The organism is Streptococcus dentasini, assembly GCF_053206945.1.
In genome coordinates, this window is record NZ_JBRUHS010000003.1 from 111,887 (window position 1) to 124,745 (window position 12,859).

11 protein-coding genes, 1 other RNA gene and 1 pseudogene are annotated in these 12,859 nt (G+C 40.5%); 11 read left to right on the plus strand and 2 right to left on the minus strand.

From position 1 onward, the window contains the following. Positions 1–21: 21 nt before the first annotated feature. The 5 genes from ACVR1G_RS03540 to ACVR1G_RS03560 all read left to right on the plus strand — a co-directional run bounded on the left by ACVR1G_RS03540 (position 22) and on the right by ACVR1G_RS03560 (position 4,079). The gene (locus ACVR1G_RS03540) at positions 22–546 is read left to right on the plus strand and encodes an SLOG family protein (RefSeq protein WP_447451823.1); all 525 of its coding nucleotides are present in this window, start codon (positions 22–24) and stop codon (positions 544–546) included. 89 nt (positions 547–635) lie between these two features. Next, a complete protein-coding gene (gene gpsB, locus ACVR1G_RS03545) occupies positions 636–974 on the plus strand; it encodes a cell division regulator GpsB (protein ID WP_447451824.1) in 339 nt (112 codons plus the stop codon). Between the two features lie 17 nt (positions 975–991). Continuing rightward, an RNA gene (rnpB, locus tag ACVR1G_RS03550) (RNase P RNA component class B) lies at positions 992–1,360 on the plus strand. 113 nt (positions 1,361–1,473) lie between these two features. Continuing rightward, complete coding sequence (locus ACVR1G_RS03555) at positions 1,474–2,628, plus strand: THUMP domain-containing class I SAM-dependent RNA methyltransferase (protein ID WP_447451825.1); 1,155 nt, start codon at positions 1,474–1,476, stop codon at positions 2,626–2,628. An 11-nt stretch (positions 2,629–2,639) separates the two neighbouring features. After that, entirely contained in the window at positions 2,640–4,079 is a 1,440-nt protein-coding gene (locus ACVR1G_RS03560; protein WP_447451826.1) for a cell division site-positioning protein MapZ family protein, read from the plus strand. 142 nt (positions 4,080–4,221) lie between these two features. On the opposite strand, the gene ACVR1G_RS03565 is transcribed toward ACVR1G_RS03560, so the two are convergent. Then, positions 4,222–4,704: an S-ribosylhomocysteine lyase gene (locus tag ACVR1G_RS03565; protein ID WP_447451827.1), complete on the minus strand. Its 483-nt coding sequence runs from the start codon at positions 4,702–4,704 to the stop codon at positions 4,222–4,224. Between the two features lie 201 nt (positions 4,705–4,905). Here ACVR1G_RS03565 and ACVR1G_RS03570 point away from each other — a divergent pair, with 201 nt between their 5' ends. From ACVR1G_RS03570 to ACVR1G_RS03595, 6 genes are all read left to right on the plus strand, one after another. Next, entirely contained in the window at positions 4,906–6,513 is a 1,608-nt protein-coding gene (locus ACVR1G_RS03570; RefSeq protein WP_447451828.1) for a ribonuclease Y, read from the plus strand. A 147-nt stretch (positions 6,514–6,660) separates the two neighbouring features. Further along, positions 6,661–7,113: a PTS sugar transporter subunit IIA gene (locus ACVR1G_RS03575; protein ID WP_447451829.1), complete on the plus strand. Its 453-nt coding sequence runs from the start codon at positions 6,661–6,663 to the stop codon at positions 7,111–7,113. Beyond that, complete coding sequence (locus ACVR1G_RS03580; protein ID WP_165329306.1) at positions 7,110–7,409, plus strand: PTS sugar transporter subunit IIB; 300 nt, start codon at positions 7,110–7,112, stop codon at positions 7,407–7,409. Before ACVR1G_RS03575 ends, ACVR1G_RS03580 begins: the two co-directional genes overlap by 4 nt. A 28-nt stretch (positions 7,410–7,437) precedes the next feature. Then, positions 7,438–8,802 carry a PTS ascorbate transporter subunit IIC gene (ulaA, locus tag ACVR1G_RS03585; RefSeq protein ID WP_447451830.1) on the plus strand — a complete coding sequence of 455 codons (1,365 nt, stop codon included), beginning with the start codon at positions 7,438–7,440 and terminating at the stop codon, positions 8,800–8,802. 132 nt (positions 8,803–8,934) lie between these two features. Next, positions 8,935–10,983 carry a BglG family transcription antiterminator gene (locus ACVR1G_RS03590; protein ID WP_447451831.1) on the plus strand — a complete coding sequence of 683 codons (2,049 nt, stop codon included), beginning with the start codon at positions 8,935–8,937 and terminating at the stop codon, positions 10,981–10,983. 694 nt (positions 10,984–11,677) lie between these two features. Next, the gene (locus tag ACVR1G_RS03595; protein WP_447451832.1) at positions 11,678–11,956 is read left to right on the plus strand and encodes a hypothetical protein; all 279 of its coding nucleotides are present in this window, start codon (positions 11,678–11,680) and stop codon (positions 11,954–11,956) included. 233 nt (positions 11,957–12,189) lie between these two features. Here ACVR1G_RS03595 and ACVR1G_RS03600 read toward each other — a convergent pair. After that, a pseudogene (locus ACVR1G_RS03600) lies at positions 12,190–12,606 on the minus strand (transposase); the annotation flags it as partial. Positions 12,607–12,859 lie beyond the last annotated feature (253 nt).

Below are 12,859 nucleotides of genomic sequence, written 5' to 3' on the forward strand. Positions count from 1 at the left end.
ATTAAAAAAGGAATACAGTCTATGACGTCGATTCTCATAACGGGTTATAAAAATTTTGAATTAGGAATATTTAAGGACAAGGATCCCAAGGTAGCTATTATTAAAAAGGCCATAGAAAAAGCTATCCGACGTTACTGTGAGGAAGGTTTGGATTGGCTGATTTTTACTGGTAATTTAGGATTTGAGTTTTGGGCTTTTGAGGTTGCAAGGTCGCTAAAGGGAGAGTATGGTTTCCAAACCGCTGTTGTATTTCCCTTTCAGACGCATGGGCAAAATTGGAATGAGTCTAATCAAAATAAGCTCGCCTATTTTAAGCTGGCAGATTTTGTTAAATACTGTTATGAGGAATATGACAATCCCAGTCAATTCAGGCATTATCAGCAATTTTTGATCGATAATACGGACGGTGCCTATGTTTTCTACGATCCAGAGGCCGAAACGAATTTGAAATATTTTATTAGCCAAATGACCTCAAATCCACATTATTCTGTTGACTTCTTAACCTTTGAAAAATTGAATGAAATTTTATCAGATGACGAGTGGTAAAGACTTGATTTTTGATATTTTTGTCTGTATAATTATTATTTGCTAGGGTTTGACCCTGACAAGAATTACAGATAGGTATGGAGAATAGAATGGCAAGTATTATTTTTAGTCCTAAGGACATTTACGAACAAGATTTTAAAACTAGTATGCGCGGTTACGATAAGAATGAGGTTGATGAGTTTTTGGATGATGTCATCAAAGATTATGAAACCTATGCGGCTCAGATCGCAGCCTTGCGTAAGGAAAATGAAAAACTCAAGGCTGACGTTAAAAAGGCAGCTTCCCAGCCTAGCAGCGTAGCTCCTTCTTATGGCAGTGACGGTGTACGTACGGCTAGTGTAGCTTCTGCTCAGGCTAGTAATATCGATCTTTTGAAGCGTGTTAGTCGCTTAGAAAAAGAGGTCTTCGGCAAGCAGCTTGCGGACTAATCGAGAGTCAGTATGCAATTTTTGGATAATCGCATGTTGCCAAGAGCAGCATGAGGAAAGTCCATGCTAGCACTGGCTGTGATGCCAGTAGTGTTTGTGCTAGGTGAATTCATAAGCCTAGGGATGTTTAATTGACATTACGGCGGATAAGGAGAGCTAAGTCCTGTGATAAGCTCTCTGATCCTGAAAGTGCCACAGTGACGGAGCTCTTGCGGAAACGCAAGAGGTGGAACGCGGTAAACCCCTCAAGCTAGCAACCCAAATTTTGGTCGGGGCATGGGATAGCTGGAAAACGAACGGACTATCCCGACTGTACAAACAGTAGACAGATGATTATCGAAGGAGGCAGCACCTAGTGTCTCTGGAACAAAACATGGCTTATAGAAAATTGCATAATAGGTTTTAGAGCTAGCTCAGGCTAGCTTTTATTTTATAGTAGGAAGTCCATAAGGAGATAGAGAAGTTGAGCCTTCCTTTTTCTGCATGGAAATGAGTAAGGATGAAACAAAAATTTAATTTACTAGCAACAGCAGCGGCTGGTCTAGAGGCTGTGGTCGGACGTGAAATTAGAGATTTAGGACTTGACTGTCAGGTCGAAAATGGTAGGGTGCGCTTGCAAGGAGATATCCGCACAATCGCGGAAACAAACCTCTGGCTTCGAGCAGCTGACCGTATTAAAATTGTCGTTGGGGAATTCCCGGTACGAACGTTTGAAGAACTTTTTCAGGGCGTTTTTGCTCTCGATTGGGAAAATTATCTACCTTTAGATGCCGCCTTTCCTGTTACCAAAGCGAAATGTGTACGCTCAAAACTGCATAATGAACCCAGTGTTCAAGCTGTTACTAAAAAAGCTATTGTAAAGAAATTGCAGCAGCATTTTCACCGTCCAGACAGTGTCCCTTTGCAGGAAACTGGAGCAACTTTTGCGATTGAAATAGCGATTCGTAAGGATAAAGCTATGGTCATGATTGATACGACAGGCGAAAGTCTTTTTAAGCGTGGTTATAGGACTGATAAAGGCGGGGCTCCTATTAAGGAAAATATGGCAGCAGCGATTATTATGTTATCCAATTGGTATCCTGATAAACCTTTTGTCGATCCAACCTGCGGTTCTGGGACTTTTTGTATTGAAGCCGCAATGATTGGCATGAATATTGCACCAGGATTTAATCGGGATTTTGCCTTTGAAGCTTGGCCCTGGGTTGATAAAGAGCTGGTTGAGGCTGTCCGTGAGGAAGCTGACAGTAAGGCTAACTACGATATAGAATTGGATATTATGGGGACAGATATTGACTCCCGTATGATTGAAGTTGCTAAAAATAATGCCTTAGAGGCTGGCCTTGCAGATGTTATCAAATTGAAACAAATGCGCCTGCAAGACCTAAAAACAGATAAAATCAATGGTGTCATCATTTCAAATCCGCCTTATGGGGAGCGACTGCTGGATGACAAAGCGGTGGACATCTTGTATAATGAGATGGGTAAAAGCTTTGAATCGCTCAAAACGTGGAGTAAATTTATTTTGACGAGCGATGAAGCATTTGAAAGTAAGTATGGGCGACCTGCTGATAAGAAGCGCAAACTTTACAATGGAACCTTACGGGTTGATTTATATCAGTACTTTGGTCAGCGTGTCAAACGATCAGAAATGTAGAGAGGACTTTTATGGCTAAGGAAAATGAAAACGGGAAGCTGGATTTTGAAGATGCTAAAGATTTAACTGTTCAGGAAGCCTTGCGCAAGCATAAGGAAATTGAAGCGGGTGTTACTGATGATGATGGCGTCCTTGATAAATATATTAAGCAGCACCGCGATCAAGTGGTAGCTGAAAAATATGAGACACAGACGTCTGACTTTGAAAATATTGATACGTCATCTTTGGACAGTTTCATTCAAAAACAAAGGGAAGAATTGGCTAATCAAGGCTTATTAGCTAAGGATGAGGAAATTTCAGAAGCATCTGAGACATCGCAGGAGAGCAGTGAAAAACAAACTGAAGATGAATTTGTCGATGAGACCCGTGTTTTTGCGCCTGTTAAGAATGATGACTTAAAATCTGATATTGATTTGGCTATTGAGGAAGAGGAGCCGTCCTCACCTGTTGAAAGTGTCGCAGAAGATGAGGAGGCGGTAGATGATCTTGCTCCTTCAAAAAAGCATAGGTCTCTGATTATTGGAAGTTTAGTTGCCCTTCTAGTCTTGATCTTGGGGATTGGTTTTGGTATCAATCACTGGACAAAGCAATCCCGAACGGCTGTTTCATCGAAGGCTCCTTCTAAGTCAGAAAAATCTGGGACGTCTGATTATCAAGCTTTTGAAAAATTGTATAAGGCTTTCTTCATTGATAAAAAGCGAACGCAGCTTAAAAATAGTCAATTTTCTAAGTTATCTGATCTTAATATTAGTTTGAAAAAGCTGGAGGGTACTAGTTATTACAAGACAGCTAAAAGTGATTATAATAGTTTGAACAAGCAGATTACAGCTATTCAGACAGTAAATAAACTCTTTGAAAAAGCCGTTATTGTAGATGGTAAGTTAGTTAGCGATGCTAAGGCTAAAAAAGACGCTGACTTTGATAAGTTGACAGATGATACCCTGAAAACAGGTAATGCGACTCTGGATAAGCTGATTCAAGAAGCTATTGCTAAGGGAAAAGCGCAACAAGAAACAGATAAATCATCATCAAGTAATGAAGCGTCATCGGATGATAACTCTGATAACGCTGGTGGAGATACCAATGCTGGTTCATCCGCTAATACTGGTGCGATTCCATCTGGGGGGAATATTCGTCAAGCAGGAATTACCAATTATGATCCAGGTACCCTGCAAAGAGATCGAAGCCGTGTTCCTTATGATGCTGCAAAGGTCCAAGATGTTAATAATTCTGCTTGGGTCTTTGGCGATGGCATCTTGGAGAAGGTGGTTTCGACATCGCAGTCACGCGGATATTTTTCAGGTGATGATTATATTTTGGAACCTGTTAACATCATTAATGGTAATGGCTACTATAATATGTATAAATCAGATGGAACTTATCTCTTTTCTATCAACTGTAAGACGGGTTACTTCTTCGGAAATGCTTCCGGACGTCCGACAGATTTTTAAAAAATAGAAGGTAAGCTGGACAGGAACCGTTTAAAAATATAAAAACCACACAATTTTTTCTCATCTTGATTCGTTTCAAGTTAAGAATGACTGTGTGGTTTTTATTATGGACTCGTTCTTGCCCAGCCCGGATTTTTATGATTTAAACAATATGGCGTTCAAAAGCATTGTCTGAGATCCCTTGGGAAAGGATCAGTTTAGCCCACTCCTTAGCCGAATGCAGGCTGTGGTCTTTATAGTTTCCGCAGGACTCAATAGTTGTTCCTGGAACGTCGTTCCAAGTAATGCTGCTAACAATCTCTTCAAGACTGGACTTGACAGCTTTCGCGATTTCTGTCGGATTTTGCTTACCCCAAAAAATCATATGAAATCCTGTTCGGCAGCCAAAAGGAGAGCAGTCGATGAGGCCGTCAACGCGCTGGCGAATGAGCTTAGCTAGCAAGTGTTCAATAGTGTGAAGGCCTGCTGTATCAATAGCATTTTCGTTAGGCTGAACTAAACGGAGGTCGAAGTTGGTAATGGTGTCTCCGACAGGGCCTTGTTCTTCAGAAATCAAGCGGACGTAAGGTGCTTTGACTATGGTATGATCCAATTCAAAACTTTCTACTACAACATCTTTTGGCATAGGTAAACCTCACTTTCAAAAGTTTTACTAGTCTTATCATACCATAAATGTTAGGAATAAATAAAACAAATGATGACTGTTCTGTAAAACGCAGCATGTCGGGGATTTGTCATGTAAGAAATATAATTGAGATATTCTTTAAAATATGCTAGACTTAAAGTTAGCCTTTTAATAAAAAGGGTATTAGATTTGAGGTGAAACATGCTAGATATTATTTTAGTGATTGTTGCTATCCTCATTGGTTTAGGTATCGGTTATGGAGCCATGGTTGCTAAGACAAAAGCTGACCGTGAAGCTGCAGAACTAGCGCTTTTAAATGCTGAACAAGAAGCGGTTACGATTCGGGAAAAGGCTCAAGATGATGCTGTCCATATCAAAAAGACGGCTGAGTTAGATATGAAGGCTGAGCGTAAGGAGATGCTTCTTGAGGCTAAGGAAGACGCCAGAAAATATCGCGAAGAAGTTGATAAAGAATTTAAGTCTGAAAAACAAGAATTGAAGCAGATGGAGACGCGTTTAACCGAACGTGCTTCAAGTCTTGATCGTAAAGATGAGAATTTATCAAGTAAGGAAAAAACACTTGATAGTAAAGAACAAAGTCTTTCTGATAAATCTAAACACATTGATGAGCGAGAAGCAAAGATCGCACAATTAGAAGAAGAAAAACATGCCGAGTTGCAACGAGTTGCCAACATGACTATTGCTGAGGCGCGTGATGTTATTTTGACAGAGACTGAAAGTGATTTGAGTCAGGACATCGCTAATCGGATTAAGGATGCTGATGCCGAGGTCAAGCGAACGGTCGATAAGAGGGCCAAGAACTTGTTGGCTCAGGCCATGCAGCGCTTGGCTGGTGATTACGTTACCGAGCAGACCATTACGACGGTTCATTTACCTGATGACAGTATGAAGGGGCGGATTATTGGACGCGAGGGGCGTAATATCCGTACTTTAGAAAGCTTAACTGGGATTGATATCATCATTGATGACACGCCAGAGGTTGTTGTCCTTTCCGGTTTTGATCCCATCCGCCGTGAGATTGCCCGCATGACTCTGGAAGCCTTGATTCAAGACGGTCGTATTCATCCAGCTCGCATTGAGGAATTGGTTGAAAAGAACCGACAGGAAATTGACAATCGCATTCGTGAGGCTGGTGAAGCAGCTGCTTACGAAATTGGTGCTCCTAATCTTCATCCCGATTTGATTAAGATTATGGGTCGCTTGCAGTATCGGACGTCTTATGGCCAAAACGTTTTGCGTCACTCGGTTGAGGTCGGTAAACTAGCAGGTATTTTAGCTGGTGAGGTTGGCGAAAATGTTGCTTTAGCCCGCAGGGCAGGTTTTCTCCACGATATGGGGAAGGCGCTCGACCGCGATGTTGAAGGCAGCCACGTTGAAATCGGTACAGAATTTGCTCGTAAGTATAAGGAGCACCCTGTAGTCGTTAATACGATTGCTAGCCACCATGGTGATGTAGAGCCAGAGAGCGTCATTGCTGTTCTGGTTGCGGCGGCTGACGCTCTCAGTTCAGCGCGTCCGGGAGCTCGTAATGAATCTATTGAGAATTATATCAAGCGTCTGCGCGATCTGGAAGAGATTGCTTCCGGTTTCGATGGTGTTCAGAATAGTTTTGCTCTGCAGGCAGGTCGTGAGATCCGTATCATGGTACAACCTCAGAAGATTTCTGATGATCAGGTGACTATTTTAGCCCATAAGGTTCGTAAGAAGATTGAAGATAATCTAGATTACCCAGGGAATATCAAGGTGACAGTCATCCGTGAACTGCGTGCCATTGATTATGCCAAATAAAAGTTATAAAGTCGCTAGGCAACTTAGCGGCTTTTTTGGTGCACTTTTTGTTAGCGGCCGTGACAGAAGTTGTACCCAAAAAATATTGAAACGCTTACATTCCTTGCTTATAATGATGGTAACAAGGAAATAAGGAAGGAGGCCCGTATGATATCGCGATTCTTAACTCAGGATTGTGTACACTTTTCTGATAAAAAAATATCTTGGGAAGATGCTATAAGGTTGTCTGCCCAGCCGCTGCTTGACCAAGGTAAAATTGACGAAGTTTACATTGAGGCCATGATCAATAAGGTAAAAGAGTTTGGTCCTTTTATTAATTTGGGGCAGGGAGTGGCCCTCCCACATGCTCGACCGGAGGAGGGGGTCAAGGATTTTGGAATGTCCGTTTTAAAATTGCAAGAGCCGGTGTTTTTATTGAATGATGAACAACAAAAAGTAGATTTACTTTTTTGTTTAGCGGCTAGTGATAAGGACAAGCACTTAGAAGCTTTGTCCTCTTTAACGAAACTTTTGTCCAATAAGCAGACCTTGAAGCGGTTAAAAGAGGCCAAGACTAGTCAGGAATTTATGGCTATTATAAAGATGGAGGAAGGATCATGAAAATTTATGCCGTATGTCAAAGTGGTTTAGGAACTAGTTTTATGGTTCAAATGAATATTGAAGCAGCTTTAGAAGCAGCTGGGGTTGATAGGAATGATTTCCAGGTTGATCATGCCGATTCTGGCAGTATCAGTGGAGATATGGCAGATTATTTCTTTGCGGAAAAAACACTGGTACCAGCTTTAAATAATCTACCAGATGAAAAAATAATCCCTCTGGATTCCATTATTGATGCTGACGAAATTAAAGAAAAAGTTTTGCAGCTCTTAGATGATAATGGGATTGCGCACAGTTAATTCGGGAGATTAAAGGAGGGTCTCGGTTATGGAAAGTATCCTGAATTTATTTGTTTCGATTGTTACGCAGCCGGCGATTCTTGTGGCGCTGATTGCTCTGATTGGTTTGATTTTGCAGAAGAAAAAGATTTCTGATGTTGTTTCGGGAACGATTAAAACAGCTGTCGGTTTCCTTGTTCTGACAGGCGGAGCTGGCATTCTTCAATCAGCATTAGAGCCTTTCGCGAAAATGTTTCAAGTTGCTCTTCATGCTCAAGGGGTCGTTCCGAGTAATGAAGCTGTTGTGGCTATTGCCTTAAAAGATTATGGCAGCCAGACGGCCTTGATTATGCTGGTAGGGATGATCGTCAATATATTATTAGCTCGCTTTACAAGGTTTAAATATATCTTTTTGACAGGACAAGCAATGATGTATGTTTCCTGTATTACCGCCGTTATTCTGATTAGCTCTGGTATGAAGACCAGTCCTCTGATGATTATTTTAGGAGGCATTTTTGAAGGGACACTTTTAACGATTACACCAGCCCTTTGTCAGCCATTCATGAGAAAGATAACTGGCAATGATAAGGTAGCAATGGGGCACACTGGCAATATTGGCTATGCAGTCTCTGGCTGGATTGGAAAATTTTTTGGTGATGAAACAAAGTCAACAGAGGATTTAAATGTTCCATCATCGTTTGGTTTTTTGAGAGATTCGACCGTTTCTATTATGATTCTAATGAGCTTGGTTTACCTTGCTTTGACCTTCTTTACGGGTCTTGGTTACGTGGAAAATAAATTAAGTGATGGAACCAGTGCTATCGTCTTTGCTCTTGTTCAAGCCGGAACTTTTACAGCTGGCTTTGTTGTTGTTCTTCAAGGTGTTCGAATGGTTTTGGCTGAAATTGTTCCAGCCTTTCAGGGAATCGCTAAGAAGTGGGTACCTGATTCTAAGCCAGCCTTGGATGTTCCGATTATTTTCTCATATGCTCCTAATGCTGTGCTGATTGGTTTCTTTGCGAGTTTTTTGGCTGGAACCCTATCGATGTTTGTCATGATTGCTCTTCATACGACAGTGATTATTCCGGGTGTTGTTGGACATTTCTTCTGTGGAGCAGCAGCGGGCATCTATGGGAATGCTACAGGAGGTCGCCGAGGAGCTGTCTTAGGTTCGGCAGTCAACGGTGTGCTCTTGAGCTGGCTTCCTTTGCTTATCTTGCCGCTGCTAGGCTCTTTAAAATTGGCGGCTTCAACCTTTGCTGATACGGACTACTTAATTCCAGGCTGGATTTTAGGTACGTTGGGTCAAGCCGGCCCTGTGGTTTTAGTAGCTAGCATTGTTGCTTTTGTACTACTTGTTATCATGGCTAGTTTTCTTTTGGGAAGGAAGGTAAGATCTGTCAGCGGTGAATAAATAAGTCAACTATCGTCCTAACCAATTCGGGCGGTAGTTTTTGATTTCGAAATAAGGTATCAGTAGGTTAGAATGATTATATATACTGATTAGTACTAATGATTGCTTTGCACCAAAGGTTGGAGGACAAGTATGCTTGATAAGCGGTTAAGAGATCTGGCTATTTTTTTTATCAGGGAGAGACGAAGCAGCCTAGCTGTTTTAGAAAATTATTTCGGCTTGTCGCGTCGGCAAATTACATACGTACTCGATCGCTTAAATGAACTCTTTCGAGAAAATCAAATTTCACCGATTTCTTATCTAGGACGAGAGCTCGAACTCACAGATAGGCAGTTGGATTTTCTGTCGCAACTGCTTGCTACTCCTCAAACGAAGAATTATATTATGAACACTGAAGAGAGGCAGAAGTTCCTTTATTTGATGCTAGTTGCTGTTGATCTAGACTACATTTCTTTAGCAGATATCGTAGACGACTTACGGGTTAGTAAGACAACTGCTCTGGCTGATTTAAAGAATTTGGAAAAGTATTTAAAGGTCAAGGATGTCACTTTGGCTTATTCCAGAGATAAGGGCTACCATCTCTTGGGTGATGAATTAGTTTTGAGAAATCTACTTTTGGAGTGGTTAACACAAGATATTGAAGAGGATAATAGTATTATCTACGATGTTTACATTTCAACATTTAAGGCGGAGAATGTTGAAACTCTTGTCCAAAAAATCCGTTTATTGAAGCAGTCTTATCGTCTCCAGTTGGTAGAAAGCCGGATGGTTGAGCTGTCCTATTTTATTGTTTTGACTTTGAAGCGTTTAAAAGGGAGATTTTATCGAGGGGACGATTTTTCAGAGATTGAGCTCTCAGATTTTGAGGAATACCATTTTGTTCAAGCCTTGCTAAAAAGTCTGAACATAAATAGTAGCAAAGAAAGTTCATTTTTATCCGCCTTAGTTTTGGGAGAATCAGTAGGCGATATTAATTGTGCTTCACCAGATAGGGCAAAAATTTTAAAACTAACAGAGGCAATGGTCACTCATTTTAAGACCTTATCTGGAATTTACTTTACGGAAGGGTCCGATATCGTAGGGCAAATTTATAGCCATTTAAGGCCAACCTATTACCGTTTACTATTTCATCTACCCATCAATAATATATTAGTTGATAAGGTAAAGTCGGAGTACCCTAGTATTTTTTATCTCGTTGAAAAGGCTTTGCAAGAAACAGAAGGTCTAAAAATGTTTGTGGTTCCAGATGAAGAATTAGCCTTTTTGACGATGCACTTTGCCTCCCTCTTGACGAAGAACCAGCAAAGGGGACCTCATCGATCAGTCAGAGCGTTGGTTGTTTGTACGAATGGTGTAGGCAGTTCGGCTATCCTGTTTGAAGAATTAGACCATTTATTTACTGAAATAGATTTGTTGGGGCCGATGACTATGGAGAAAATGCTGACGATGGCTGATGATGATTTTGATATTATTTTTTCTACAGCTAGTAACCTTTCGATTTATCACATGCATAAGCCTGTTTTTATTGTCAATCCTGTCATGACTGCTGATGAAGAGTACCGTCTAGTCAGACGGGTTTATGAGACTGTAGGAAATTCTTATTTTAAGCTGCCTAATGTAGATGATTTGATGGCGATTATCGAAAAATATACGATTATTCAAAACAACTCATCTTTGCGGCAGGAACTGTCTCAATACCTTTCTCCTCAATCGAGAGATGGCGAGCGCTCTTTCGAAGGACCAGGTTTAAATGGTGTATTAAAAAAGGAGTTTGTCCTTGTTCTTGAAAATATATCCAGCTTGCATGAAGCAGTTGAAATGGTGGCTCAGCCATTAGTGGAAAAAAATGTCATTGAGGTGAGTTACACTAATCAGGTTTTAGAAAATCTGGATCAAAACTTGCAAAATTTTTTAATCGCTCCAGGAGTGTTATTGCCCCATGCCTATCCTAATGGTGTTAATGCTATAGGGGTAGGTTTAGCTGCATTGCCGAAGCCACTTGAGACGACTTTTGGTCAGATTAACCTGATTATTTTTCTTGCTGCTGTGGATAATGAGAGCCATCTGCAGGTCATGAAAGACCTGCTCAAGCTCCTTTCAAATCAAACACTCATCAATAAGCTGAAGGGATTAAGGTCTCAGGAAGAAATTTATGACTTGTTTCAAAAGACGTTCAAGTAAACATGGCTGGTTTTAGGCTGGCCAATCCAATGTTATTAAGTTAAGTAAATCCTAGATTATATGCCCCATCTGAGTGTAGGAGATTTTGCAGTTTCAGCACCTAGATGGGTTTTTGTGTGCACTAAAATATCATATTCGTTTGAGAAATTTCAGCAGTAAGAACCCGAGGATATTCATAGAAAGTCCCAGACTTGCATACTATTTGTGGAAAAAGGCTGTAATAGAGACCGACAGGATTTGACTGAGAAGTTTCTTAGGTAAGGGGGCTTCTACTCATGCTAGGGATTGTGGAACTTATGAACGGTATCTTAAAAATTAGGCGGAAAGTCTAATACTTGGGGTATCTTTTTGGTATTTATTAAATCTACTAAGGATTTTCACTAGAAATACTACTTTATAAGGTAACAGTGATTTTAAGGTGCATTGCAAACTATTTTTAAGCACGAGAGAGCTATCAGCTGTTTCTATAAGATCGGTTGACAAGGGGATCAGGATAGGTGAGAAAGTAATTTTTGTTATCTGGAATAAATGAAAACGAAAAGAAAAAGAATTTTTTTAGCCTGTAATAGTTAGTTTGAAATTTCATTAAATTAGGCTCAACTGTATTTTCATCTGAAACTAATTGTGTTAGACTGGGTTTCGTTAAGTCAAAGTGCTTAGCAAAATAAAAAGGGAAATAAAAGGAGAATTTCTTATGAACACACTTGCATTTAATGATTTTGAAGCAGTAGAATTAGTTGACTTGGCTGCTGTAGAAGGTGGTGACTTTGGTGATTTCCTAGAAGCAACTGGTGAGGGAGCTGCTATCGGAGGTGCAGGCGGACTAGTCACAGGCGGTGTTTCTGGTGCTATGGCTGGATGGATTGCACCTGGTCCAGGAAATGGTATCGGAGCTGTTGGTGGAGCTGCTATTGGAGGCGCCTCTGGTTTTGTTGGAGGAGCCGTTACTGGTGCCTTAAATTATTTATTTTAATTAATATCAGATATGAAAAGCACTTCTGTTAATCTCCTAGATACAGGGGTGTTTTTTCTATCCTTTGTCAAGTATATCAATGGTTTTAGTGAATAATTTTTAGAGAAACAGTAGAGTTGTGAGGTCTACTGTTTCTTTTGAGGTTGTTTTGATAGAAAAAAGAGTATACTAAAACAACACCTCATCTAGTATTTTTTGAAACAAGGTGTTACAATGATGAGGCCTAAACAACTTTAATGATTTTGGGTCGAAGCGTAATCGCAAAGTTTGTTAGGCGTAATGAGGTAATGCATTGTCCTGATGAGACAGTGTATAGAGGCAATCGTGTGTGGCTTAGTTGAAGCTATTGGCGATTGCCTTTTTCGTTTCTCATAGAAGTCAGCGATATGACAAGAATTGGTATGGTTAGCTGAAGCGATGTTGTGAATGCACTTGAATAAGATTTTTCTGGCATAAGGATTGCCTCGTTTGGTCATGTGCTCTTTAGCGAGAAAGTTACCAGATTCGTAGTGTCTAAGATCAATCCCAATAAAGGCATTGATTTGATTGGCAGGCTGGAAGCGGCGGATGTCGCCAAGTTCGCCAATGATAGAAGTCGCTGTGGTTTCTGCAATGTCAGGAAGAGACAGTGAAATGTCATATTCTGGTAAGATGCTAAGAATGGTGGAACTAGCAGTCTTTATAGATGAACCTCTCGTACGGGTAAGGGGAAGCTTAGAATGGCAATTTACCAGTATTTTGACTAGTTAGGATATCTAAAAAATGAGTTTTTAGAGCTGCTCTTTAGCGTAATGATTAAGATTATGGTTTTGCAGCAACGTTACATATCTGATAGAAACTTGTTGCAAGAAGATGTTATTTTCAAAGGTAATTTTTCTCTATATAATGTAAGCGTAAACAATC

What these genes read in the sequence shown, in the direction of transcription:
- ACVR1G_RS03540 (WP_447451823.1), top strand. Translation starts at nt 22, where the DNA reads ATGACGTCGATTCTCATAACGGGTTATAAAAATTTTGAATTAGGAATA.
- ACVR1G_RS03580 (WP_165329306.1), top strand. Translation starts at nt 7,110, where the DNA reads ATGAAAATTTATGCCGTATGTCAAAGTGGTTTAGGAACTAGTTTTATG.
- ACVR1G_RS03570 (WP_447451828.1), top strand. Translation starts at nt 4,906, where the DNA reads ATGCTAGATATTATTTTAGTGATTGTTGCTATCCTCATTGGTTTAGGT.
- ACVR1G_RS03590 (WP_447451831.1), top strand. Translation starts at nt 8,935, where the DNA reads ATGCTTGATAAGCGGTTAAGAGATCTGGCTATTTTTTTTATCAGGGAG.
- ACVR1G_RS03555 (WP_447451825.1), top strand. Translation starts at nt 1,474, where the DNA reads ATGAAACAAAAATTTAATTTACTAGCAACAGCAGCGGCTGGTCTAGAG.
- ACVR1G_RS03565 (WP_447451827.1), bottom strand. Translation starts at nt 4,704, where the DNA reads ATGCCAAAAGATGTTGTAGTAGAAAGTTTTGAATTGGATCATACCATA.
- ACVR1G_RS03575 (WP_447451829.1), top strand. Translation starts at nt 6,661, where the DNA reads ATGATATCGCGATTCTTAACTCAGGATTGTGTACACTTTTCTGATAAA.
- ulaA (WP_447451830.1), top strand. Translation starts at nt 7,438, where the DNA reads ATGGAAAGTATCCTGAATTTATTTGTTTCGATTGTTACGCAGCCGGCG.
- ACVR1G_RS03560 (WP_447451826.1), top strand. Translation starts at nt 2,640, where the DNA reads ATGGCTAAGGAAAATGAAAACGGGAAGCTGGATTTTGAAGATGCTAAA.
- gpsB (WP_447451824.1), top strand. Translation starts at nt 636, where the DNA reads ATGGCAAGTATTATTTTTAGTCCTAAGGACATTTACGAACAAGATTTT.
- ACVR1G_RS03595 (WP_447451832.1), top strand. Translation starts at nt 11,678, where the DNA reads ATGAACACACTTGCATTTAATGATTTTGAAGCAGTAGAATTAGTTGAC.